A 24,437-nucleotide genomic window follows, 5' to 3' on the forward strand; every position below is an offset into this window, starting at 1 on the left:
TCACTGAACGGCAATTTCGTAGCGGATATCGCCACGGTCCCGTGTTTCGGGGGCGGTGGCGATGAAGGTGTCCCAGCCCAGGCGTCCTCCTTCATTTGTGCCTGCCAGCGCCATCCCGCGGACATCCTGCGCACGCAGCACGATCTGCACTTCATATTCGAGTGTGGAACCGGTGAACATGCCCAACATGCGCGCCAGGGCCAGGGAAGCCTTCTTGCCCGGCAGGAACTGCTCGAAATCCTTCATTGCCAGCGGACCGATGCGCAGGCGCATGCGCAGGTCGCGCTGCCACACCCGCTCGCCGGCCATGGCGGTCCCCAGGGCAGAATTGGTCGAGCCCAGCATGGTCTGGTGTTCGCGCGGGACCTTGTACCAGTAGCCGACGAACTGCTCGACCTGCAACGGCACCGAGAAATACTCGCCCAGCACCTTCTGCATGAATGGCGCCGAAGCCGGACGGTGGCGGAAGGCACCGGCGAAGTGGGCCAGGGATTCGTCGCGCACGCCGTTGCCCGAGAGGTCCTGCAGGCGCTCGCGCAGGGAGCGGAAGCCCAGGCCTGAGAGCGACAGCAGCAACGGCAGGAAGGTGTCGCGGCGGCCGGCTTCGTATTGGAACGCCAGCCGATACTTGGTCCAGGCCTGGTAGAACAAGGCCAGTGAACGCGTGGAGAAGGCATCCAGGAAAGCACGTGGTCCTTCATCACGCTGCTCGAGCTGGTAGCGGGCGATGCGTTCGGTGTAATGCGCCGGAAGCGAACCGCTGCCCCCCAGGAAACCCATGAAAGTCGGCGTCAGCCTGACGTACTTCATCTGCCCGCTGCGCAGGGCCTGCTCCATCTCGGCCACCGAACTTGCTTCATCGCTGCGGGGCGGATAGGTATCAATGCCCTCGATCTCACTGGCAGGAAAGCCCAGGACCGTGCGGTTGGCGAAGCGCAGGAAATCACTGACCGCACGTTCATGCGGTACGCCATTGCGCTTGAACCAGAGTTCGATCATGCGCACGGCCTGGAAAAACTGGAAGCGGTGAGGAGCGGCAAAGAGCCGCTCAATCACGCTAGGCTCAAATCTCCGCTGCGTGGCTTGCATTTGAGCAGTTCCTCCCCGGTTCTTTTGGATATCACGCTCAACTGCGAGAAGCTGTTGGCGTGGACGTACAGGCCCATGAAACGATCGATGACGCCGGCGAAAGCGTGCAAGCCGCTGCCGACGAAACCTTCCTCATCCACGGTCAGCCTGACCTCAATGCCGCGTACCAGGCTGGCAAAAGGATTGCCCGGCAGCCAGGCGGTACTGGCCTTGTGGTCGATGGCTGCGATGGCACTGATCTGGCGCTGCGAGATGGGTGAATTGGATTGATCGTAGAGTGTGAGCATCTCCTGGAAGGCTTCCAGCCCGCCTCGCATGAGGGAAAGATGGTTCAGCGAGAGATGCGAGATCAGGCGCCATTGTGCGCCGCGTCCACGCTCGAAGCGCGAGGGCAGTGTCGGCTTGCGCAACAGGGCTGCAGTGCGCATCACGCCGCCGCCTTCGAGACTCAGGTCGCCACCCGGCAGGCCATAGGTCAGCAAGGCGGGCAGGTCGCGGTTGGTGCAGGTGAGCTCGATGCTCAAGGTATCGGTCTCGACTTTGGCCGGATCGAAATCGATATCGACGATGGAGATCTCGGTTTCGTATCCGGGACTCTTCAGGGCAACCAGCTCGTCACGGCGCATGGCCCAGTAATGGCCATCGCTCTCGGGCGTCTGGCCGTGGTGCAAGGAATAAAACGGGCGGAAACGCGTGATCGACTCACCTTGGGGTGTTTGTCGCACCAGCTGCACCGAATCAATCGAATACACCTCGAAGCCGAATGCCTGCCGGCCGTCCGGCAAGACTGGATAGGAGGCGCCTGCATGCGTCAGCCGGATCGGATCACCGCGCTGGCTGAACAGGTTGATGACAGGTGTGCAGCCCAGCAGCAGATTGGCCGCGCTGACGCCGCCGAGCTGGCGGGCGATGTGCGAATCGGCACGCAGGCCGGACAGGCCCAGATGCAAGGTGAAGCTTTTTGTTCCTGCCGGCAGCACGGCCAGGATGGCGGACAGATCAATATCGAAGAAATTGAATTTCTCGGGGAAAGCAAAGTACTCGGTCAGCAGGCGATAGGCGGGATGGGACTGCGAAGGGAAGTCGATCAGGGCATCCCCTTCAGCGAAGCCGACCTCGGCCAGGGGCAGCTTGCGCAAGCCGGTCCAGCGTCCGCTGCCAGGCAGTTCGACCCAGGCTGCGGTACTGCGCATGAAGAGGCTGTCGCGCAGGGCAGCGCAGAACGAGGCCTCTCCATCGATGAAGACCCGCAGCGAAGCCAGGCCAAGTTTGGCCAGGGTCACCTGCGCGGAGGTGCTCTCGATGGTGATGGAAAGCGAGGACGTCACCGAGGTCGGCAACATCACCGCTTCCGGTGCATCGATGATGGGCGAGAAGATCGCCTGCGACAGCCGGAGGGGAGCGATCGGCACATCGTACGCGCTCTGGAAACGGCACACCACGCCCTTGACGGGCCGGGTGGACAGGGCCGTACCACGGGGGATCACCGTGGCGCTGGTCAGCTGCGCAGCCGCGGCCGAGTAATCCAGGTGCGCAATAGAGCAGGACGGGAAAGGCCGCAGGTAATGCGGATAGAGGACCTCGAACAAGGCCTCCGTAAATTCGGGATAGTCGTCATCGAGCCGCTTGGAGACACGCGCGTTGAGCAGCGCGTAGGACTGGATCATGCGCTCGATGTGCGGATCTTCGCAGACCTCGCCGGCCATCAGCAGGCTGCCGGCGATCTTTGGGTAGCGCTCGGAGAACTCGCGGGAATAACGCCGCAGAAAGCTCAGCTCACGCTCGTAATAAGGTAGCAGCTCTTGCACTTAAACTCCTATGCGGGTCGTTCGCGACTTGCTGATCGAATATTGCAGGGTCGACGGCTGCAGCACTGCATCGAAATTGACAGTCTCGCGGGCAGCATTGACCACCAGCAAGGCACTGATGGCGAAGTTGAGGCGGTTGATCGCGCCTTCCTGGATCTCCAGCGTGGCCTTCACGTTGCGCAATCGCGGCTCATGCCGGGAAATGGCCTGCTCCAGGGAACGGCAGATCGCCGTACGGTCATCCAGGCTGGCCAGGCTCATGCCGGCGAAATCATTGAGACCGTAGGCGATGATGGAGTTGCTGCATTCGGGAAATTGCTGCAACAACTCCCCGGGCACAACCGAGCGCGTGTTGAGCATCGCTTCCAGGTCACGTGCGACGACATCCTTGAGTTCTTCTATCGACAGGCGGCTGACAACCGGATTGATGGAGGAGCGCGGACCATCATTCATCAGCTTGTCAAACAGGCTGGGCGCGAAGCCTTTCATGTGCTTTACCCCGTCTGGTGATCGGTGATCGGTTTATCGGATGAATGGATCGACTGGTATTGAAAAATGGAAGTCCGCCGGAGGACCGGCGGACGTCATACGCTTCATGAATGGCTGTTCTTCTGACGACAGCTCATCCGTTCAGTGCAAGGTTGCCTCAGATGACCTTGTTGGTCGACAGATCCCAACCGCCCGAGGTATTGCCGGCGGTCCCGCCATCCTTCTTCTGCTGGGTGTACTTCCACTTGACGGTGGAGTACTTCAGGCCGACCACTTCGTTCAGGATCTCGCCCGACTCGATGGAGGGCGCGACACTGCTGATCATGACGTTGGTCAGTTCGATTTCGAAGTAGCGCACGCGCTCGCCCTTGCCGTCGGCGCGCATGAATTCGAACTTGGCCTTCGGAATGGTCTTGCCCGAGGAGGAGTTTTGCAGCAGCAGCGGCGAAGCCAGATCCGCCACCTTGGTGAACACGATGTCCTTGTGTTCGCAGCGCTCAGCGGTGTGGCCACCACCGGTCGATGCAGTTGCCGATTTCGGCTGCAGGACTTCCCAGTCAACGGTCTTGCACTCGATCCAATCCTTGTGCAGGTCATCAGTGGATTCACCCTTGATGCCGTCGATTTGCAGATAGACGTCAATTGCCATAACTTATCCTGTAAACATGAGGGAGGAAAAATAGTTAGGATTTACCTGCCTGCGGCAACTCCGCAACCAGCCGGAGCGACACGGACAGTTCATCCAACTGAAAATGCGGACGCAAGAACGACACGGCGCGATAAACACCTGGCCGTCCCGGCACTTCCGACACCTGTACCGAAGCTTCGCGCAGCGGGAATTGCGCTTTGGCTTCCTGCGTGGCGTTGTCGTCCAGCAGTACGTATTGCGCGATCCAGCGATTGAGGAAGTCTTCGACGTTAGAGGCGGCAGCAAAGCTGCCGATCTTGTCTCGCATCATCGACTTCATGTAGTGAGCGATGCGCGAGACGGCAAAGATGTATTGCAACTGCGAGGACAGGACCGCGTTGGCATTGGCGGCGTCCGTGTTGTATTTCTTGGGTTTCTGGGCGGACTGCGCGCCAAAGAAGGCGGCATAGTCCGTGTTCTTGCAGTGAACCAGCGAGATGAAGCCGAGGTCCGACAGCTCTTTTTCGCGACGGTCCGTAATGGCGATTTCGGTGGGGCACTTCAGGGCGACTTCGCCTTCGTCGGTCTTGAAGGTGTGGGTGGGCAGGTCTTCCACCAGGCCACCGCCTTCCACGCCACGAATGGCCGCGCACCAGCCGAAGTCCTCGAAGGCCTTGGTCAGCTTGCTGCCAAAGGCATAGGCGGCGTTGCACCAGAGGTACTTGGAGTGATCCGTCCCATCCACATCCTCGACGAAGTTGAAGCCTTCGACCGTCGTGCCATCCTTGGGATTGAAGGGCAGGCGACCGAGGAAACGCGGCAGGGTCAGGCCGACGTAGCGCGAATCCTCGGATTCGCGGAAGGACTTCCACTTGGCGTATTCCACCGTATCGAAGACCTTGGAGAGGTCGCGCGGCTTGCCCAGGTCAGAGAAGCTCTCCAGGCCAAACAGTTCAGGCGACGCTGCGGTAATGAAGGGGGCATGGGACGCTGCTGCGATGCGCGACATCTGCTCGATGAAGTACATGTCTTCAGGCTGGCGCGTGATCTCGAAATCGCCCAGCAAGGCACCAAAAGGCGCACCGCCGAAGGTACCGAATTCTTCTTCATATACCTTCTTGAACATGGCACTCTGGTCGAACTCCAGCGCCGAGTTGAAGTCCTTGACCAGTTCTTTCTTGGTGGCGTTGAGGATCTTGATCTTCTGGTTTTCGCCCACGGTGGTGTTGCGCACCAGGTAGTTCAGGCCGGTCCAGCTGCCTTCGAGCTTCTGGAATTCGGGGGCATGCATGATGGCGCTGACCTGATTCGAAATCAGATGGTCCAGTTCGGCGATCCGGGCATCCAGCGTGGCAGACAGGTTGTCTGAGACTACTACCGTCCCTTCCATGACCTGGCTCACCAGTTCGGTAATCAGATCCTTGGCGCGGTCATGCTCGGACGAGGACTTGGCAACCTTGCTTTGTTCGACGATGTCATCCAGAAGGTTGCTGGAGGCGGCGGCAGGCGCAGCACTTGCGGCAGCTTCGGTATTGGCTTGAGCGGACATGGGGATCTCTTTTACTTGGTGGTTTGCTTGCTGAGTTCGGCCAGCTTCTCGGTGCTATTGAGCACGTCGCTGAGGATGTCTTCGAGCTTGTCGTTGCCGGCGATCTTGTTGCGCAGATCGGCCAGCTTGGTACGCGCCTCCAGCAGCTTGCGCAGCGGCTCCACCTGCTGCACCACGGACTCGGGGCGGAAATCTTCCATCGAGCGGAACTTCAGTTCCACCGCGAATTCGCCGCCCTTGTCCGAGAGTTCGTTGGGCACGCGATAGACGGCGCGTGGTTCGATGCCCTTCATCACTTCATCGAAGTTGTCGGGATCGATATTGATGAACTTGCGGTCCTTCAGGCGCGGCTGCGGCACCTCCGAGTTGCCGCCGAAATCACCGACCACGCCGGTGACGAAGGCCAGTTCCTTCTTCTCGATGGCGTCACCGATCTCGACGTCATAGGTCATCTGCACGCGTGGGGGACGCACTTTCTGCAGTTTTTTCTGGATGCTTTCTCTTTTGGCCATGTTTGCTCCGCTGCTGTATTGAGTGACTTGAGTGACTCGCCCCATCGCCTGAGGCGGCATGAAGGGCGGGAGCAGCCGGAGCGCCCCCGCTGCTCGCCTTACTTCAGATTGCCAAACGGATTGGGACCGCTGCCACCGCCGCTGCCGGCATCGGCATCCGCCGCCGGTGCGGCCTTGCGCACTACCTTGCCGCGCTGGCGCGCTGCGGCGACGGGCTTGGCCGGCGGCGGCACCAGGGTGTTCTCGCCGAGGCTCTCGCGCAGGATCTTGGTCAGGTCCTGGGCTTCGGTCTTGACCGAACCGTTCAGGGCATTCTGCGAGCGCAGGTCACCCAGCGACTTGGTGGCCAGGCGCAGGCCGGATACGGTCACGATGCTGTTGGCGACCTTGTCGGCCGGATCGCGCTTGAGGGCTTCCTGGGCGTTGACGATGGCGTCGCTGTAGTCACCGGCATCGAAGCGGATCTGGGCGATACGCACCCACGGGGTCTTGTCGGCAGGGAAGCGGCTTGCTACGACCTTCAGTACCGAGACCGCCTCGTCAGTCTTGCCTTCAGCCTGCGCGGTGTTGGCCTGGGCCACGCCGCTTTCCAGCGTGTTCTTGGCCTCATCCTCGGGGTTGGGCTTGGTCTGGGTATTGGCGCAACCCGCCAACATCACCGCCAGCAGCGCCGGAATGATCAGACCTGACTTCAATTGGCTCGCACGCATTGGAAACCACTCCTTATATTTTTGACATTGAGAAAGCCTTGCACGAGATCGCGCAAGCAAGTTTGTCGGGACCGAAAAATTCCGGAAATTCCTGATTTTTAGGCTGCGAATGAGATGCGACGGCAGTTTTCGGGCGAAATTGATGCTTTTGAAAACCGCACTTTTTAACCACGCCACGTTCCAATTACGACTATCAGGTTGTTGCCCGACTTAATAGTTTTAGGTAATTTGAACTTAAGCTCGTCCAAATGTATCGCATAGACCTTCAAGGGAAAATGCAGTTCCACAATCTGTAAGGACTTCCTAAAATTTTTTCGGCATGCGAGAAATCGCACATCAGAAATCCAATAGACCGCGCGGGGCGAAGTTGAATAAACGATTGATCAGTCACATGACAACCGGCGTTGTCATCTTTTCTCTATCAGGCTGCGCCGCCGTCGGCGCGGCATCCGGGGTGGCACAGGCCGCCAAGTCGACGCTGGAGGCGCTGGGCCTGAAAAAGCCGGACACCCCGGAGGTCCCCGATGCGATGAAACAGCCGCGCAATGTTCCCATCAAGCTGCATGCCTCCAAGGCGCTCAACGTCGATTCGCAGCAGCGCCCGCTGGCCTTGGTCGTAAAAATTTATAAGCTCAAGCAGAACATTAGTTTCCAACAGGCGTCATACGACACGTTCCTGAGTGCGCAAAAAGAAAAGGAAGCCTTGGGAACCGATCTCCTGGAGGTCAAGGAGGTCACGCTGGTACCGGGCCAGCGCTACGAGATTTCCGAAAAGGTCAGTTATGAAGCCGGCTACATCGGCGTGGTGGCGCTGTTCGTCAATCCGGCGCCGCAGCGCTGGCGTGTCGCCTTCAAGGCCGATGAGGCGGAGAAGAACGGCATTACCGTCGGCCTGCAGTCCTGTTCACTGACCGTGGGCGCGGGTGCCGTGGCCATCGATACGCAGGGAAAGCCGCAAGAAAAAAATCTGATGCTGGCACCGGTTCAGTGTCATTGAAACTCAAACAACAATTCGCAGGACATCGCGACATGACCATCATCACGACGGGGCAATCCAAGTGAATCACTCCAACAAAGTCCTCTGGGGCGAAGGCCTCTTCCTCCGGCCGCAACATTTCCAGCGCCAGGATCACTATCATGAAACGCGCCTGCACCAGACGGCGCTGGCACTCAATCCGTATTGCTGGGGCGTGTCATCGCTTCAGGTGGATCGCGATGCACTGAACAACAATACGCTGCGCATCCTGGAACTGTCGGCCATCTTCCAGGACGGGGAAATCTACAAGGCGCCCGATGGCGACGATCTGCCGGACCCCATCGAACTGACCGAGATCCCGCTGGCGCAGCAATCCGTCACCTTCTATGCGGCCCTGCCGGCACTGAAGAGCTTCGGCAGCAATTTCGCTTCCGGCACCGGCAATCATCAGTCGAGCCGTTATATTCAAGACAATGTCGAGACACCCGATCTCTTCACCGATGCTGCCAAGGCGGAGATGAGCTACCTGAAGAAAGCGGTCAGGCTGGTGTCGGAGAATGAACCGCGCGACTCCCTGGTGTGCATTCCGATCGTGCGCCTGCGCCGGGCAAGCTCATCAGGATTCGAACTGGATCCTGATTTCGTCGCGCCCAGCCTGTCGGTGCATGCAGCTCCCCTGCTGTTCCTGCGCCTGCGCCGCCTGCTGGATGCCTTGCAGGCCAAGGTCAGCGCGCTCTACGGTCATCATCGCGAGCCCAGCAAGAGCGTGGTGGAATTCCGTTCCGGCGACATCACCTCCTTCTGGCTGCTGCATACGGCCAGCACCGCTTATGCCAGCCTCTCGCATTACCTGAACAATCCCCAGCTGCATCCCGAGCGCCTGTATGAACAATTGCTCGGACTGGCCGGCTCGCTGATGACCTTCTCGCGCAGCCTGGCGCTGGCGGACCTGCCGCCTTATGATCATCGCGACCCCGGCCCGCCGTTTGCGCGGCTTGACGGCATCATTCGCGAGCTGCTCGATACCGTCATCTCCTCGCGTTACTTCGCCATCGCCCTGCACGAGAGCAAACCCTCTTACCACCTGGGGATGCTGGACTCCGGCAAGATCGACGAGAAGACCAGCTTCTACCTTGCCGTCAATGCCGACCTGCCGGCCATCGAGCTGGTGGACGTGGTGCCCCTGCGCTTCAAGATCGGCGCCCCAGACGATGTAGAAAAATTCGTGCTGGCCGCACTGCCCGGCGTGAAGCTGGTGCACTCGCCGCAAGTGCCGGCCGCCCTGCCGGTACGCCCTGATACCTATTACTTCACGCTGGAAAGCAAGGGCGCCATGTACGAGCGGATGCTGCAGGCGCAGTCGATCTGCATTTATGTACCTTCCGGCATCCGTGACCTCAAACTCGAACTCCTGGCGGTGACGCAATGAACATGACTTCAGCCCCCTCCCTGCTCGATCAGGACCATCTTCCACCGGCCCAGATGGCGGCCGCACCGGTCAATGCGCGCTCGCTGCTGGATCTGATGTATGACGGTTTCTACGCGCTCTTCATGCTCAAGAACGGCAGCGCGCCGGTGGATGAAGCTTCCTTCGCAGTGAAGATGCAAAAGTTCCTGGGGGATGTGGAGCGCAATGCCAAGAAGCTCGATGTCTCGCCCGAAGATGTCTACGCCGCCAAATATGCTTTCTGCGCCTCGGTCGATGAAATCATCCTGCGCTCCAGCTTCGGCATCCGCGATGCCTGGGAGCGCCGTCCGCTGCAGCTGACCATGTTCGGCGATCAGCTGGCAGGTGAAAATTTCTTCAAGCAGCTGGAAGACTTGCGGGTGCGTGGCAATGCGCACATCCAGGCGCTGGAGGTGTTTCACATGTGCCTGTTGCTGGGGTTCCAGGGCAAGTACGCGCTGGAAGGTCCGGAAAAACTGAATTATCTGACCGCACGGCTGGGGGATGAAATCGCCCATCTCAAGGGCAAGAGCGCCGGCTTCGCGCCGCATTGGGCAAGACCCGACGCCATCGTCAACAAGCTGCGCAATGACGTGCCGCTGTGGGTGGTGGCTTCACTGTTTGCCTTCATCGCCCTGTTCGCCTACCTGGGCTTGAACTGGATGCTGACCAGCGGCACCGAAAATGGACTGGCAGGCTATTCCGATATCGTCAAATTGGCGCCACGTACGGCCAACCTGACCATTACCCTGCCCTGAGCGCGATCTTTCACTTGATAGTCTTGGAAGGCCACCCAGATGAATCTGCCTTTTCCCGATTCACTTTCCAGCGTCATCAATCAACTCTTCGGCCCCGGCCTGTCGCAACACGCGCGCCTGATCACGCTGGCCAGCGCGCAGGAAGCCGGTCTTCCGGAATCCCTGGTCGTGGAGCGCTTCCACGGCCAGGAAAGTGTCAATGACAACTTCCAGTTCGACATCGATGCGCTTTCGGTTTCCACCGATCTCGAGCTGAAGCAATTCATCGGGACCGAGCTGACCCTGCGTCTGCTTCAGGCCGACGGCAGCCGACGTGCCTGGCATGGCTACTGCACGCAGGCTTCATGGCTGGGTGCTGATGGCGGGCTGGCACGTTACCGGCTAAGGCTGGAATCTTTCCTCTCCTTCCTCGACCGCCGCCGGGACAGCTTCCTGTTTCAGGACATGAGCGTCACCGACATCGCCAGTGCCGTCCTGAAGGAATACCCGCAAGCCAATTTCGCTCTGGATGTCACCCAGACGCTCACCAGGCGAGACATCTGCACCCAATACCGCGAAAGCGATTTCGCCTTCCTGCGCCGCATCCTGGCCAGCGAGGGCCTGAACTTCCGCTTCGAGCATCAGCAGGAGGGTGAGCAAGGCCAGGCCTCCGGCCAGCAACAGGCGCGACACAAGCTGGTCATCTTCGACCGCGAGGCCAAGGCACCGGATCTGCCGGGCGGCGATACGCGCATCCGCTTTCACCGCATCGCCGCCACCGAGGCCAGCGATGCCATCACCGACTTCAGCGCCATGCGCAGCGTGCGTTCCAACGCCGTGGCGCTGGCCAGTTGGCATCCCGAGAAGATTTCTTCACCTTCGGCTGAAGAGAGCTCCAGCCTGGATGCCGGTGAAGTCCCTGCCCTACCGGTCTACGACGGCACAGGCCAGCAGGACTTTGCAGACCAGCAGGCGGCCGCGGCCCATGCGCAGTTGATGCTGCAGGCTTTGGAAATGCAGAACAAACGTTTTGAAGGCGCGGGGGCGGCACGCCAGCTCAGTGCCGGTGCGCAGTTCACGCTGAGCCAGCATGAGCGCTATCCCGAAGGCGAGAACCGCTTCAAGCTGCTCTCGGTGCGCCACAGCGCCCGCAACAATTTCGACAGCAACATCGCACAGATCCTCGAGCAGCTCATCCCTGCTTCGCTGGCAAATCTGTTCGGCAAGACGCCCTCCTCGGGCGGCGTATCTAATGACGACCTGAAGGCAGGGACCTACCGCAACAGCTTCGTCGCCGTGCGTGAGGTAGTCCCCATCGTTCCAGCTGCAATCACGGAGCGCCTCAAGCCAACGGCGCGTGGCACCCAGACTGCGCTGGTGACCGGCCTGCCGGATGCGGCCGTTACCACCGACCGCAATCACCGCGTCAAGGTCCAGTTCCACTGGCAGCGCGGCAAGTCACCCAATCCAGGCGGCTTGCGCGAGACCGGCAATCTCGATGACAAGGACGGCAATGCCCCCGGCAACGATGCCTCCGGCACCTGGGTGCGCGTGGCAGAAGCGCAGTCCGGCCCCAACTGGGGCAGCCAGTTCACGCCGCGCATCGGCAGCGAAGTGCTGGTCGATTTCATCGAGGGTGACATTGATCGCCCCGTCGTGGTCGCACAACTTTACAACGGTAATGATGTGCCGCCCTTCCCGGCAGGAGCCGAGTCTGACGCCAACCATGCCGGCACGATTTCGGGTTGGCACAGCACGGCGCACGATGGCAGCGGTTTCAATCAATGGGTGGTGGACGACACGCAGTCGCAACTGCGCATGCGTCTGGCCACAAGCCAGGGCAAATCCCAGCTCAATCTCGGCCATCTGATCGAACAGGCAGATACCGGAGCCCAGCGTGGCAGCTATCGCGGCCAGGGCTTTGAACTGCGCACGGACGCCTGGGGCGTGGTGCGCGGTGCCGAAGGCTTGCTGATCTCCTCGACGGCGCGTCCTGTCGCCGGTGCCAGCGTCACCAGCACGCAGATGGATGCCCACGAAGCCGTGGCGCAATTGAAGGGTGCGCGGCAACTTGCGCAGACCATGGGCGAGACCGCCACACAGCAGCAGGCGCTGCACAGTGCGGACGCCTACCAGGCCAAGACTGATTTCATCTCCGTCATCGACCCGCAGGATCAGGGCAAGCATCCGGCCAGCGTCAATGGACAGGACGCATTCAAGAGCCAGGCGGGTTCCCGCGAGAGCGACAGCGCGCAACCGGTCGAAAAGTTCAGCAAGGCCGCTGTGCTGATGGAGTCACCAAGCAACGTCAACTGGGCTAGCGCGGCTTCTACCGTGCTCTATGCGGGCGAAAACCTTCACTGGACCACGCAGGGGGATACCCACTGGACCGCCGCCGATACCGCCAGCCTCGCGGCCGGCAAGGCGGCCACGTTCTTTGCGCACGACGGCGGCATCCAGGCCTTCGCAGGCAATGGCCCGGTTTCCTTGCAGGCGCATACCGATGCGCTGGAGATCCTGGCTGACAAGGATGTGAGCGTCATCAGCGTCAATGAAGGCATTGAGATCAAGGCGCGCCAGAAGATCGTGCTGCAGGCGGGGCAGGCTTCGGTGACGCTGGAGGGTGGCAATATCACGTTCGCCTGCCCGGGGACATTTTCGGTGAAGGGGGCGACGCATGCGTTTCCGGGTGGGGCCGCGCTCAAGGCAATTTTTTCCAACTTGCCCGATACTCAGGTGAAGCTTTTTGACCAGCAAATTCGCGCCGTTAACGAAATAAGCAATGAGCCTATCGTTGGACTTCCTTATGAACTGGTAACAAGTGAAGGTAACCAGTACTATGGTGTGACCGACCAAGAAGGCAAGACCGTTAGAGTCGCCACAGCGCAGCCCGAAGAAGTGGTTGTCAGATGGGGCGTAAAGCCGCCTGATTCAGAAAGGCAGCGGTCAGATGCCTAAGGATGCCGAATTCAATACAAGAACCGTTCAAGCCAAGCAGTCGGTAGTTGATAGCAAACTCAAACCTGATGCTGAAATGCATGTGTTGGTTGGCGGACCCTATACCTCTCCTGATGGGGAAGAGCATCGCTACGGTCATACGGCCCTTCGCGTGAAGACCCGACAATCCGACATTACTTATGATTTCGGGCGGTATGGCAGGACCAGCGGCACCTTCGGAGAATCGGGAGAGGGCATCCTTCGCAAGTGGATCGCCTTTGATCACTACATAAGGGGCGAGAATAGCCTCCATCGCAAAACGACCGGCTTTGTTTATGCCATCTTTCAGTACCAAGCAGATGCAATCAACAGCTATTTCGACAAGCAGATAGCAGCTGGCCAAGCGCTACCTGATAAAAGCAATGGCGTGAAAAAGACCTTCAAATTGAAGAGTGACTACCATGCGCTTGGACCCAATTGCACGACCCTCAGCGTTGACGGTGCCAAGGTTGCAATTACCGATTTCGACAGAGGAAGCGATAAGTACATACGGCCCGAGGAGGCACTCAGTTTTGGTGAGCGAATAGCTCTGAAGGCCGCAGGGGGATCATCACGGCTATTTTTACCCGCCAATTTGCAACACTTTCTGAGTGATGGCGCCGCGCATAAAGCCATCCGGATTGATACTTACGGATCTGGAAAATGAAAAGCAAGATTCTTTTTTTCCTTGCAGGGACCTTCACAGCGAGTTTGTTTTTTTATGGCCATCTTGTCTGGAAATCCAACATGACAAAAATTCACCGCCTCACCACACCTTTGCAGCTCAGTACCGAACAAGCGTCCAACGGCATGCTGCCAGTCGGCACAACCCTTTATTACGACACATCCTTCCCCGAAGGATTTTCCCGCTACAAGATCTACGTCAACATTGATCGAATGCCATTGGAACTGGAGACCCTGCGGGATCCCAGCATGATCGATCCGGTAGATGCAACTGCTTTCAGCCAAGGGGCCCTGCTGAAGTTACTCAGGAATCATCCTCTTTCCAAGGAGGACCTCCGCGCGATCATCAATTCAGGCTATCTCTCCAAGGACGAAATCAAGGAAGTCCTCTCTGAATTCACGAGTGGGAAATGATACCTACATGCAAGAAGATCGCTACCTTCCCTCGCAACCCGCTTCGTCCGAGCTACGGCGCAAGGCTAGTCCAGCCATGGCTCGGCTCTATGGAGTCCTCGCCCCAAACAGCCGAATCATAAGTAAATGCTGGGTTACCGATGATATTTTCAAGCAGTGACAAGCAGCAGCCGATCCACGTGCAGCATGGCGTAAACACTTGGTTCAAGGCCGCGAGCCACTTCTGACCAACAGCCGCTGGGGAGCACGTGACACCTCAGAGAACTGGGCAAATAATGGCTGTAGCCGCTCAGGACATTACTTCACGCCCTCCAAGATCGATTCCCGCAAGTATTTCAACAACGGAGAAACCAAGCCTGATCTCAATAGCGAGTATGGCGCGACCATCTGACAATGGGATGCAGATCAGGATTGAACGTGGAACGAGACCAATTGTGGTCAATCAGGATGACCTGAAGAACGCCTTGGTGAGCAAGCGACAACCTGCCCATTGGGGCTATGATGAATTCGGTCAAAAGACCGATCTGGTTGGTGTCCCGGTTCTCACTAACAATTGGTACGAGTCGAAAAAGAAATGATTAACTCTCCTGGCCCTCTCGATCCACAAGAGATTTTTCTCTTGGAACGTTACACATCTCTTGAATACCTGTGACCTGAGACGAATTTTGTAGCCACCGGATAAGTGAGTTCTTTATGCTAACGCCAAGGAGAACTCAATGAAGAAGCGATTTACGGACGAACAGATCATCAGCATCTTGCGAGAAGCAGAGAGCAAGGAGATTGCGACGGTAGATCTGTGCAAGCGCCACAACATTACTGAGCAGACCTTTTACCGCTGGAGAAACAAGTTTGGCGGTATGGATGTCTCGGATGCCCGGCGGCTCAGAGAGCTTGAGTCCGAGAACGACAAGCTCAAACGCATGGTGGCGGAACAGTTGCTGGTGATTGATGGCTTGAAGGAGTTAAGCCGAAAAAAATGATGACCTCCGCGGGCCGGCGCGAAGCGCTGGAAGTCCTTACTCGTCGGGGGCTGTCGCAACGCAAGGCATGTCGCTATCTGGATCTGAGCCGGCGGATAGCGGGTTATCAGTTGCTACAACCAGAAAAGGATCGGAGCCTGACGCAGCAGCTCATCGCGGCGTCGCAAGAGGTCCCTCGATTCGGCTATCGGCGTATGTCTGCCTGGCTGGCCTTGGGCGAGTCCCGAGTGCGGCGACTCTGGAGCGCGCTCAAACTAGGCATCCCCCGAAAGCGGCCTCGCAGGCGTCGATGCGGCAACGACATTCGGCTACCTGGAGCAACCAAGCCCAATTCGGTCTGGAGCTACGACTTTGTTCATGACCAGATGGTGGATGGACGCTCATTGAAGATGCTGTGCGTGATCGATGAATACACCAGGGAATGCCTGGCCATCGAAGTTGCTGCCAATTTGCGTTCTCAGGACGTCATCCTGACGCTCTCGCGCTTGATGCGGTTACATGGAAAGCCGGCCTACGTTCGGTCGGACAATGGAGCCGAGTTCACAGCGGCCAAGGTCATGCGCTGGCTGCGGGATGCCTCCGTTGGTCCCGCCTTCATTGCGCCAGGCAGTCCATGGCAGAACGGATTCGTCGAAAGCTTCAATGGCAAACTGCGTGACGAACTGCTTAACCGGGAGTGGTTCCGCAGCCGGGCAGAGGCGAAAGTGCTGATTGAAAGATGGCGTCAGTTCTACAACGAGCGCAGGCCGCATAGCGCACATAACTACCAACCTCCAGCTACGGTCCGTCGAACTTGGCTGGAATCGAATATGATCGACAACCGACTCACTGCCTGACTGGCTACAAATTACCGACGCAGGTCACCTGGGCCAATTGCGAGACAACTGGCAAGAGCTACTTGAATTTGTGGAATCACGGCTGAGTCAGTTCATGCAAAACTTGCCTCCCGATTACCGCAATCGTGCTTTACCTGAACAGCCTGATATCGTTTGGGGAGAGCAGGTGCTTCCCAACTTCCGAGATACATTCGACGGCCTCTGCAGCGGCTATATCAAGTTGTCTCATGGAGACCTCGGTGGACTTAACAGCGTGCATGGAGTGCGGTCGGACTTCAAGGGGCAGCTCGAATTTTCCGCCGAGTGGATGGGCGAGGGAAGCGTACGTACGTATCGGTACCTGCTGAGTCAGGCGCTCGTCCGGGCGAGCAACATCACTTCTACTCTCGGTGCGTACTGGTCGGCCGGAACCTTGTCATCCGGCTATACGCCGGAGGATCGCGGGCCACTCGATGCGCCGGAAGCCTGGCCTGGCTACGCGCTTGATCCTTCGACCACCGCGCGAACAGGACAGCCACCACCAAGACCAGGCATCTATGTTCCGGACCAATCCAATTCCAGTGCTCAGTTCCTGGGCCCGGACATTGATGAGGCACCCGAATGCAGCATTTTCTTGGGAATCCAATCTCTCTACATTCCTGGCACCTCGGAAAAATACGGCGAAGAAGCTCTGCATCAGACCGCTCCATGTACATGGACGCTGGTCAAGAAGGTCGCCCATCAACGGAAGAAAATATCACTAAACGCACCGCAGGATTTCCAGCGACGCGTTGCAAGCGGAGAACTGTGCCCGGAGGATGGATATTATTTCACGCCTGCCCAACTGGATTCCCGACGCAAGTTCAAGCGCGGAGAGACCATGCCAACCCTGCATTCTCAATATGGTGCCACCATCTGGCAATGGGACTCCAATCAAGAATGAAGACAAACGGGGGCTCCAAAGCTGACATGTGCTCAACGGTATCGATATCCATTACCTGGATGTTGGGGAGAATTTCAAATGGCTGAACAGCCAGCCTTCCAACCATGAGTTGAGATAAGGCGAAACCTCAGTGATCAGCCTTCGTTTCGACAACAACCAGTTTCGATGCGCAGAAAAAACGGCCTGATCACCCACGCGACCAAGCCGTCATCATCAGCCACAGACAACTACATCAAGCCGCTGAAGCAGAATCCGCCTGCGCAAACAAGGCACGCGCCTTGTGCAGCTTGCGATAGCTATCCAGCAAGCGCTGATGGCGATCCAGCCCTTCGAGCTTCATGCTGGTCGGCGTCAAGCCAAAGAAACGCACGCTGCCGTTGACCGATCCGATGGCCGCATCCATGCGCGCGTGGCCGAACATGCGGCGGAAGTTGGTCTCATAGTTGGATAGCTCCAGCTCATCATCCAGCTCCACTTCCAGCACGACATTCAACGCCTGGTAGAACAGGCCACGTTCCACCGAGTTGTCGTTGTATTGCAGGAAGGCACCGACCAGGTCATGCGCTTCTTCAAACTGCTGCAGGGCCAGATTGATCAGCAGCTTCAGCTCGAGGACGGTCAGCTGGCCCCACTCGGTGTTCTCATCGAAGTCGATACCGATCAGGGTAGCGATGTCGGAGTAATCATCCAGCTCGTTGTTTTCCAGACGATCGAGCAAGGCAGCCAAGGCCTTGTCGTCCAAACGATGCAGGTTCAGGACATCCTCGCGGAACAGCAGCGCCTTGTTGGTGTTGTCCCAGATCAGATCCTCGACCGGATAGACCTCGGAATAACCCGGCACCAGGATGCGGCAAGCGGTCGCTCCCAGCTGGTCGTAGACAGCGACATAGGCCTCCTTGCCCATCTCCTCGAGAATGCCGAACAGCGTAGCGGCCTCCTCCGCGTTGGAATCTTCGCCCTGGCCGGAAAAATCCCATTCCACGAATTCGTAGTCCGCCTTGGCACTGAAGAAGCGCCACGACACGATGCCGGACGAATCGATGAAGTGCTCCACGAAGTTGTTGGGTTCCGTGACGGCATTGCTCTCAAAAGTCGGCTGCGGCAGATCGTTGAGCCCTTCGAAGCTGCGCCCTTGCAGCAGTTCCGTCAGGCTGCGCTCCAACGCCACTTCAAAGCTTGGGTGTGCGCCGAAAGAAGCAAACACGCCGCCGGTGCGCGGGTTCATCAAGGTCACGCACATCACCGGATAGACGCCGCCCAGCGAGGCGTCCTTGACCAGGACCGGGAAACCTTGCTCTTCCAGTCCCTTGATACCGGCCACGATGCCGGGATACTTTGCCAGGACCTCCTGAGGAACATCGGGCAGGCAAATCTCGCCTTCCAGGATTTCACGCTTGACCGCACGCTCGAAGATCTCCGACAGGCACTGCACCTGCGCCTCAGGCAAGGTATTGCCGGCACTCATGCCATTGCTGACGAAGAGATTTTCGACCAGGTTGGAGGGGAAATACACCACCTCGCCATCGGACTGGCGCACGTAAGGCAGCGAGCAGATACCGCGCTTTGCGTTGCCGGAATTGGTATCGACCAGATGCGAGGCACGCAGCTCGCCATCGGGGTTGTAGATCTCCAGGCAATACGTGTCCAGGATCTCCTTCGGCAATTTGTCCCCGCGGCCGGGCTTGAACCAGCGCTCGTTGGGGTAATGCACGAACTCGGCATTGGCGATCTCCTCGCCCCAGTAGGAACCTGCATAGAAGTGGTTGTTGCTGATGCGCTCGATGTACTCGCCCAGCGCCGAAGCCAGTGCACTTTCCTTGGTAGCGCCCTTGCCGTTGGTGAAGCACATCGGCGAGTGCGCATCGCGGATGTGCAGCGACCACACATTGGGAATGATGTTGCGCCACGAAGCGATCTCGATCTTGATGCCCAGCTCAGCCAGCAAGCCGGACATGTTGGCGATGGTCTGCTCCAGCGGCAGGTCCTTGCCCAGGATATGCGTGCTCGTGCCAGCCTCGGGCTTGAGCGTGAGCAGGGACTGCGCATCGGCGTCCAGGCTCTCCACTTCCTCGATGATGAATTCCGGTCCCTGCTGCACCACCTTCTTGACCGTACAGCGCTCGATGGAACGCAGGATGCCGCGGCGGTCTGCTTCCTCGATGTCGGGCGGCAGTTCGACCTGGATCTTGAACGTCTGCTGGTAGCGGTTTTCCGGATCGACGATGTTGTTCTGCGACAGGCGGATATTCTCGGTGGAGATATTGCGCGTATTGCAGTACAGCTTCACGAAATACGCTGCGCACAGGGCCGATGACGCCAGGAAGTAATCAAAGGGACCCGGCGCGGAGCCGTCTCCCTTGTAGCGGATGGGCTGGTCGGCGATGACGGTAAAGTCGTCGAACTTGGCTTCAAGACGCAGCTTGTCGAGGAAGTTGACTTTGATTTCCATGGCGAGATTCCGAGAATGAACCGAAGAGATGGCGGTAAGGCGTGTGAGCGACAGCGGCCCACAGGTTTGTCGCGACGACGGCGATGGCCGTGGGGCGGGTCTGGCAGTCGTTGCGCAAAAGAGCTTCGATGATAGCCTAGTGCGCTTGCACCAGCGTGGCCGGCCCATGTTGAGCACGCAGCGCGCTTCATCACGACGGGCAGGCAAGATTGCAGACCCAAAGAAAAACGGCTCACATCGCTGTGAGCCGCTTCGGTATTTGGTGCTGGCTGCAGGACTTGAACCCGCCACCCCCTGATTACAAGTCAGGTGCTCTACCAGATGAGCTAAGCCAGCAAAAACTTCAGCCGGCGATTATAGCCTACTTGATGCGTGTCAGTACAGGACGGCCACCCTTTTTCGGTGGTTCCGGATCATCATCGCCCTTGTCGCTACTTTCAGCCGGCTTCTTTTCCGGTTCGGAAACAGGTACCGAGGACAGCACAGGCGCACTGCTTTCCTGCTCAGGAGGCTGCTGCGCCTCGTCGGCCGTGGCCGGCGCAGGCGCTTCAAACGCCATGCCCTGGCCGTTTTCACGGGCGTAGATGGCGATCACGTTTTCCACAGGGATCAGAATATCGCGCGAAACACCACCAAAGCGGGCGCTGAAGTGAATGTTGTCGTTCTCCATCTTCAGGCCGCTGGTAGCCTCGAAGCTGATGTTGAGGACGATTTCGCCATTCTTGACGAATTGCATCGGCACGCGGGTGCTGCTGTCGACGACCACGGCAATGTGCGGCGTGTAGCCATTGTCGGTGCACCACTCGTAAATGGCGCGCAGCAGATAAGGCTTGGTGGAGACTTCTGGCATGACTGGTGTGATGTGCGATGCGCCGGTAAAAGACCGCATCTGCCGGCAAGGCCGGGGTGGAAAGCAATATGAACTTCTGTGAACTGCACCGCCGCCCAGGCGGCAGTGCAGCCGGACCAGCTTAACGGCGCATGACCTTTTCAGACGGGGTCAGTGCTTCGATGTAGGCAGGACGCGAGAAGATGCGCTCGGCATACTTCATCAGCGGTGCCGCCGTCTTGGACAGTTCGATGCCATAGTGATCCAGACGCCACAGCAACGGGGCCAAGGCCACGTCGAGCATCGAGAACTCATCGCCCAGCATGTACTTGTTCTTCAGGAACAGCGGTGCCAGTTGGGTCAGGCGGTCACGGATCTCGTGGCGGGCCTTTTCCTGGTTCTTCTCGGCAGCCTTGGACTTTTCATTTTCCAGGGTGTGCACGTGAACGAACAGTTCCTTCTCGAAGTTGAACAGCATCAGGCGCGCACGCGCACGCATGAGCGGGTCAGCCGGCATCAGTTGGGGATGCGGGAAGCGCTCATCGATGTATTCATTGATGATGTTCGATTCATACAGGACCAGGTCGCGTTCAACCAGGATGGGCACCTGGCCATACGGGTTCATGACCGAAATGTCTTCCGGCTTGTTGAAGAGGTCAACGTCGCGGATCTCGAAATCCATGCCCTTTTCGAACAGGACAAGGCGGCAACGTTGCGAAAATGGGCAGGTCGTGCCCGAGTAGAGAACCATCATTTTTTCAGAGCCCTAAAAACAAAAGGGGGGCGAGACGCATAACGCTCACCCCGATACGCAATTCCGCAAAAACTGCGCGGATACGTGATTGTACGTTTTTACTTGATGTTCTTCCAATAGGACGCGTTCAAACGCCACGCCAATACCGAGAAGATTCCCAGGAACAACAGTACCCAGACACCCAGCCGCTTGCGCGTATTCTGCGCCGGCTCGCCCATCCATTGCAAATAGGCAACGAGATCGGCGACATTGTTGTCATACTCCGCCGTGCTCATCTTGCCCGGCTTGACTTGCTCGAAGCCGGCAAACTTGTGGATGGTCTTGTTCGCGTCGTGAGGATCCTTCTCTTCCACGAACTTGGCCTTGCGAATACCTTGCAATTCCCACAACACGTGCGGCATGCCGACGTTGGGGAAGAGCATGTTGTTCCAGCCGGTGGGGCGGCTGTCGTCCGTATAATAACTGCGCAGGTAGGTATAAATCCAGTCCGGACCGCTGCCAGCCTCCGAGGCCTTGGCCCGGGCGATCACCGACAGGTCCGGCGGCGTTGCGCCAAACCAGGCCTTGGCGTCCTGCGGCGACATCGAGATCTTCATCAGGTCGCCGACCTTTTCCCCGCTGAACAAGAGGTTGTTCTTGATCTGGTCTTCGGTCAGGCCGATATCGCGCAGCCGGTTGTAACGCATGGCCGAGGCCGAGTGGCAGTTCAGGCAATAGTTGACGAACAGCTTGGCCCCGTTTTGCAGCGAGGAAACATCCTTGGTACGGTCCGGGGCATGATCCAGCGGGAAGCCCCCTTCGTTGGCGCAGGCCAGCGCCGGCAGCAAGGCCAGCGCGGCAATCACTTTCTTGAGCAATGTCATGTTCTTGTCCTTTGGCGGCTGGCTTAGTGCGGATGGTAGACGACGCGCTCGGGCACCGGCTTGAAGGTACCGGCAGCACTCCACCACGGCATCAGCAGGAAGAAGCCGAGGTAAATGAAGCTGCACACCTGCGAGACGGTGGTGCCGATGGCCGTCGGCGGTTGCACGCCGAGGTAGCCAAGGATGACGAAGGCGATGGCAAAGACCAGGTACACATACTTGTGCCAGCTGGGACGATAGCGGATGGACTTGACCTGCGAATGATCCAGCCACGGCAGGCCGCCCAGGATCACCACCGACAGGCCCATCAGGACCACGCCCCAGAACTTGGCATCGAACACCAGCATGCCGGCGATGATGGCCAGGCCGATCACGATGGCCACGATCTTCAGCTTGGCCGTCAGGCGCGACTTGAACACCAGCAGCAGCACATAGCCTGCCACGCCGGCAATCAACCAGCCCATGAAGTCCGCAGTCGTTGCGCGAAGAATCGAGTAGAACGGCGTGAAGTACCAGACCGGTGCGATGTGCGGCGGGGTCTTGAGCGAATCGGCCGGGATGAAGTTGTTGTACTCCAGGAAGTAACCGCCCATTTCCGGGGCGAAGAACACCACGGCCGAGAACACCAGCAGGAAGATCGAGACACCGAAGATGTCATGCACCGTGTAATACGGATGGAAAGGAACCCCATCCAGCGGTACGCCACGTTCGTCGGTCTTTTCCTTGATTTCCACCCCATCCGGGTTGTTGGAACCCACTTCGTGCAGCGCGATGATGTGCGCCGCCACCAGCCCGATGAGCACCAGCGGAATGGCGATCACGTGGAAGGAGAAGAAGCGGTTCAGCGTGGCGTCGGAAACGACGTAGTCGCCGCGAATGAGCAGCGACAGGTCCGGGCCGATGAAGGGGATGGCGCCGAAAAGGTTCACGATCACCTGTGCGCCCCAATAGGACATCTGCCCCCAGGGCAGCAGGTAACCGAAGAAAGCTTCACCCATCAGGCAGAGGAAGATCCCCACCCCGAACAGCCACACCAGTTCGCGCGGCTTGCGGTAGGAGCCGTAGAGCAGGCCCCGCACCATGTGAAGATAAACGACGATGAAGAAGGCCGAAGCGCCGGTGGAGTGCATATAGCGCACCAGCCAGCCCCAGGGCACATCGCGCATGATGTATTCGACCGAGGCGAAGGCCAGGTTGGCGTCCGGCTTGTAGTGCATCACCAGGAAGATGCCGGTGACGATCTGGATCACCAGCACCAGCAGTGCCAGCGAGCCGAAGATGTACCAGAAGTTGAAGTTCTTCGGCGCGTAGTATTCGGAGAGGTGGGCTTTCCAGGTGGCCGTCAGCGGAAAGCGCGAATCGACCCAGTTCAGGGCCTTGGCTGCTACCGGTGCATCATCCGGCAGCTTCTTTTCGTGAAATGCTCCCATGATCAGGCCTCCCCTTTCTCGTCCTTGCCGATGACGAGCTTGTTGTCGCCTTCAAACATGTAGCGCGGGACTTGCAGGTTGTCCGGCGCCGGCTTGTTCTTGTACACGCGGCCGGCCAGGTCGAAGGTCGAGCCGTGGCAGGGGCACAGGAAGCCGCCATGCCAGTCGTCCGGCAGCGAAGGCTGCGGGCCGCTCTGGAAGCGGGAACTCGGGGAGCAGCCGAGGTGCGGGCAGATGCCGACCACGACCAGGATGTCCTTGCGCAGCGAACGCCACTCATTGAGCGCGTAATCAGGCGTTTCGGAGAAATCGGTGCGCTTGGAGTTGGGATCGGCCACCTCGCCATCGGTCTTCTTGAGGGACTCGATCATCTCGGGGGTACGCTTGAGAATCCAGACCGGCTTGCCGCGCCACTCAACGGTGCGCATTTCACCGGGAGCCAGTGAAGAAATATCCACTTCCACCGGTGCGCCTGCTGCCTTGGCGCGTTCTGAAGGTTGCAGGGTGGAGACGAATGCTCCAGCGGTGGCCAAACCCGCTACACCTCCGGCCGCACAAGTCGCAACAAGCAAACCTCGTCGACTTGCGTCGACCTGATTCTCGTCAGTCATAAAGACCCCAATCTCCAAATGTAAGTTAGCGTGGACCTTCTAAGTGACCCTCATGCAACTTTTCGATTATATATAAGCTGAATAGGGTTTTGTAGCTAACGGCCGGTATGGTACAGGCTTGCGAAAATGAACATTTGACGCAGCGCAACCCCTTGTCAATCTGCTCTCGTTCTCAGTTTTTTTGCAGTGCGGCGTCAGTGCTTGTCCGATTTACTTTTGCTGCCGGGCAGGATATAACCCGTTGTAAGCCCGCCTCATGTTTAAACAGCAACTTTCAAAGGAGAAACCAGGGATGAGCATGCTCAAGGATTTTCGCGCCTTCGCGATCAAGGGAAACGTGGTCGACCTGGCTGTCGGTGTCATCATCGGCGGGGCCTTCGGCAAGATCGTCAGCTCCCTGGTCGAGGATATCATCATGCCCATCGTCGGCAAGATCTTTGGCGGCCTGGATTTCGCCAACTACTACCTGCCCCTGAACGGCCAAGCCTATGGCCTGCCGCTGGCCGAAGCCAAGAAGGCCGGTGCCGTCTTCGCCTACGGCAACTTCCTCACCATCTTCATCAACTTCCTGATCCTGGCGTTCATCATCTTCCAGATGGTGCGTGCCATCAACAAGGCGCGCGACCTGGCCTCCAAGCATGAAGAAGCCACCCCGGCCGCTCCGGCACCGACGCCGGAAGACGTGCTGTTGCTGCGCGAAATCCGCGATTCGCTCAAGAAGCAGGGCTGAGGCGCATCCTGCCC

At 58.6% G+C, this 24,437-nt stretch carries 23 protein-coding genes and 1 tRNA gene; 10 read left to right on the forward strand and 14 right to left on the reverse strand.

Annotated elements, in window-relative coordinates; genetic code table 11:
* The 7 genes from tssG to ACLRDN_RS21210 all read right to left on the reverse strand — a co-directional run bounded on the left by tssG (position 1) and on the right by ACLRDN_RS21210 (position 6,785).
* Positions 1-1,089: a type VI secretion system baseplate subunit TssG gene (tssG, locus tag ACLRDN_RS21180; RefSeq protein WP_413457888.1), complete on the reverse strand. Its 1,089-nt coding sequence runs from the start codon at positions 1,087-1,089 to the stop codon at positions 1-3.
* Positions 1,053-2,897: a type VI secretion system baseplate subunit TssF gene (gene tssF / locus ACLRDN_RS21185; RefSeq protein ID WP_413457889.1), complete on the reverse strand. Its 1,845-nt coding sequence runs from the start codon at positions 2,895-2,897 to the stop codon at positions 1,053-1,055. The genes tssG and tssF overlap by 37 nt, the downstream gene beginning before the upstream one ends.
* A complete protein-coding gene (tssE, locus tag ACLRDN_RS21190) occupies positions 2,898-3,386 on the reverse strand; it encodes a type VI secretion system baseplate subunit TssE (RefSeq protein ID WP_413457890.1) in 489 nt (162 codons plus the stop codon).
* A gap of 157 nt (positions 3,387-3,543) precedes the next feature.
* On the reverse strand, positions 3,544-4,035 hold the full coding sequence (locus ACLRDN_RS21195) for an Hcp family type VI secretion system effector (protein ID WP_034330822.1): 492 nt from the start codon (positions 4,033-4,035) through the stop codon (positions 3,544-3,546).
* A gap of 34 nt (positions 4,036-4,069) precedes the next feature.
* Positions 4,070-5,563, reverse strand: a complete 1,494-nt coding sequence (gene tssC / locus ACLRDN_RS21200) for a type VI secretion system contractile sheath large subunit (protein WP_220406516.1) — start codon at positions 5,561-5,563, stop codon at positions 4,070-4,072.
* 11 nt (positions 5,564-5,574) lie between these two features.
* Positions 5,575-6,075, reverse strand: a complete 501-nt coding sequence (tssB, locus tag ACLRDN_RS21205; protein ID WP_145607240.1) for a type VI secretion system contractile sheath small subunit — start codon at positions 6,073-6,075, stop codon at positions 5,575-5,577.
* A gap of 98 nt (positions 6,076-6,173) precedes the next feature.
* Positions 6,174-6,785: a hypothetical protein gene (locus ACLRDN_RS21210; protein ID WP_413457891.1), complete on the reverse strand. Its 612-nt coding sequence runs from the start codon at positions 6,783-6,785 to the stop codon at positions 6,174-6,176.
* A gap of 367 nt (positions 6,786-7,152) precedes the next feature.
* Between ACLRDN_RS21210 and tssJ the strand changes: the two genes are divergently transcribed.
* The 9 genes from tssJ to ACLRDN_RS21255 all read left to right on the forward strand — a co-directional run bounded on the left by tssJ (position 7,153) and on the right by ACLRDN_RS21255 (position 16,757).
* Positions 7,153-7,782 carry a type VI secretion system lipoprotein TssJ gene (tssJ, locus tag ACLRDN_RS21215; protein ID WP_413457892.1) on the forward strand — a complete coding sequence of 210 codons (630 nt, stop codon included), beginning with the start codon at positions 7,153-7,155 and terminating at the stop codon, positions 7,780-7,782.
* A 61-nt stretch (positions 7,783-7,843) separates the two neighbouring features.
* Positions 7,844-9,190, forward strand: a complete 1,347-nt coding sequence (gene tssK / locus ACLRDN_RS21220) for a type VI secretion system baseplate subunit TssK (RefSeq protein ID WP_413457893.1) — start codon at positions 7,844-7,846, stop codon at positions 9,188-9,190.
* Between the two features lie 2 nt (positions 9,191-9,192).
* Positions 9,193-9,966: a type IVB secretion system protein IcmH/DotU gene (gene icmH / locus ACLRDN_RS21225; protein WP_413457894.1), complete on the forward strand. Its 774-nt coding sequence runs from the start codon at positions 9,193-9,195 to the stop codon at positions 9,964-9,966.
* 39 nt (positions 9,967-10,005) lie between these two features.
* Positions 10,006-12,903 (forward strand): type VI secretion system Vgr family protein, encoded by a 2,898-nt coding sequence (locus tag ACLRDN_RS21230; protein ID WP_413457895.1) that lies wholly within the window; start codon positions 10,006-10,008, stop codon positions 12,901-12,903.
* Positions 12,896-13,588, forward strand: coding sequence for a hypothetical protein (locus ACLRDN_RS21235; RefSeq protein WP_413457896.1), 693 nt, complete (start codon positions 12,896-12,898; stop codon positions 13,586-13,588). Before ACLRDN_RS21230 ends, ACLRDN_RS21235 begins: the two co-directional genes overlap by 8 nt.
* Positions 13,585-14,019, forward strand: a complete 435-nt coding sequence (locus tag ACLRDN_RS21240; protein WP_413457897.1) for a hypothetical protein — start codon at positions 13,585-13,587, stop codon at positions 14,017-14,019. Before ACLRDN_RS21235 ends, ACLRDN_RS21240 begins: the two co-directional genes overlap by 4 nt.
* A 275-nt stretch (positions 14,020-14,294) precedes the next feature.
* Positions 14,295-14,597 (forward strand): hypothetical protein, encoded by a 303-nt coding sequence (locus tag ACLRDN_RS21245; protein ID WP_413457898.1) that lies wholly within the window; start codon positions 14,295-14,297, stop codon positions 14,595-14,597.
* Between the two features lie 138 nt (positions 14,598-14,735).
* Positions 14,736-15,835, forward strand: a protein-coding gene (locus ACLRDN_RS21250; RefSeq protein ID WP_413457468.1) for an IS3 family transposase whose coding sequence is annotated in 2 segments (ribosomal slippage) — positions 14,736-14,988 and positions 14,988-15,835 — 1,101 coding nt in all. Because the reading frame shifts where the segments join, the coding sequence is not laid out codon by codon here.
* Between the two features lie 94 nt (positions 15,836-15,929).
* Positions 15,930-16,757: a hypothetical protein gene (locus ACLRDN_RS21255; protein ID WP_413457899.1), complete on the forward strand. Its 828-nt coding sequence runs from the start codon at positions 15,930-15,932 to the stop codon at positions 16,755-16,757.
* A 232-nt stretch (positions 16,758-16,989) separates the two neighbouring features.
* Here ACLRDN_RS21255 and ACLRDN_RS21260 read toward each other — a convergent pair whose 3' ends face one another.
* The 7 genes from ACLRDN_RS21260 to petA all read right to left on the reverse strand — a co-directional run bounded on the left by ACLRDN_RS21260 (position 16,990) and on the right by petA (position 23,693).
* Positions 16,990-19,206 carry an OsmC domain/YcaO domain-containing protein gene (locus ACLRDN_RS21260; RefSeq protein WP_413457900.1) on the reverse strand — a complete coding sequence of 739 codons (2,217 nt, stop codon included), beginning with the start codon at positions 19,204-19,206 and terminating at the stop codon, positions 16,990-16,992.
* 260 nt (positions 19,207-19,466) lie between these two features.
* Positions 19,467-19,542: transfer RNA gene (locus ACLRDN_RS21265), tRNA-Thr, on the reverse strand.
* Positions 19,543-19,567: 25 nt separating this feature from the next.
* Positions 19,568-20,056 (reverse strand): ClpXP protease specificity-enhancing factor, encoded by a 489-nt coding sequence (locus tag ACLRDN_RS21270; RefSeq protein WP_413457901.1) that lies wholly within the window; start codon positions 20,054-20,056, stop codon positions 19,568-19,570.
* 121 nt (positions 20,057-20,177) lie between these two features.
* Entirely contained in the window at positions 20,178-20,789 is a 612-nt protein-coding gene (locus ACLRDN_RS21275; protein ID WP_017453790.1) for a glutathione S-transferase N-terminal domain-containing protein, read from the reverse strand.
* A gap of 98 nt (positions 20,790-20,887) precedes the next feature.
* Positions 20,888-21,652 (reverse strand): cytochrome c1, encoded by a 765-nt coding sequence (locus ACLRDN_RS21280; RefSeq protein WP_413457902.1) that lies wholly within the window; start codon positions 21,650-21,652, stop codon positions 20,888-20,890.
* A 23-nt stretch (positions 21,653-21,675) separates the two neighbouring features.
* Entirely contained in the window at positions 21,676-23,082 is a 1,407-nt protein-coding gene (locus ACLRDN_RS21285; RefSeq protein ID WP_034330803.1) for a cytochrome b, read from the reverse strand.
* A 2-nt stretch (positions 23,083-23,084) separates the two neighbouring features.
* Entirely contained in the window at positions 23,085-23,693 is a 609-nt protein-coding gene (petA, locus tag ACLRDN_RS21290) for a ubiquinol-cytochrome c reductase iron-sulfur subunit (RefSeq protein ID WP_034330802.1), read from the reverse strand.
* A gap of 292 nt (positions 23,694-23,985) precedes the next feature.
* Here petA and mscL point away from each other — a divergent pair, with 292 nt between their 5' ends.
* On the forward strand, positions 23,986-24,423 hold the full coding sequence (mscL, locus tag ACLRDN_RS21295) for a large conductance mechanosensitive channel protein MscL (protein ID WP_134223459.1): 438 nt from the start codon (positions 23,986-23,988) through the stop codon (positions 24,421-24,423).
* The last annotated feature ends 14 nt before the right edge of the window (positions 24,424-24,437 follow it).

The organism is Herbaspirillum huttiense (genome assembly GCF_047300815.1).
GTDB classification, from domain to species: domain Bacteria; phylum Pseudomonadota; class Gammaproteobacteria; order Burkholderiales; family Burkholderiaceae_D; genus Herbaspirillum; species Herbaspirillum huttiense_A.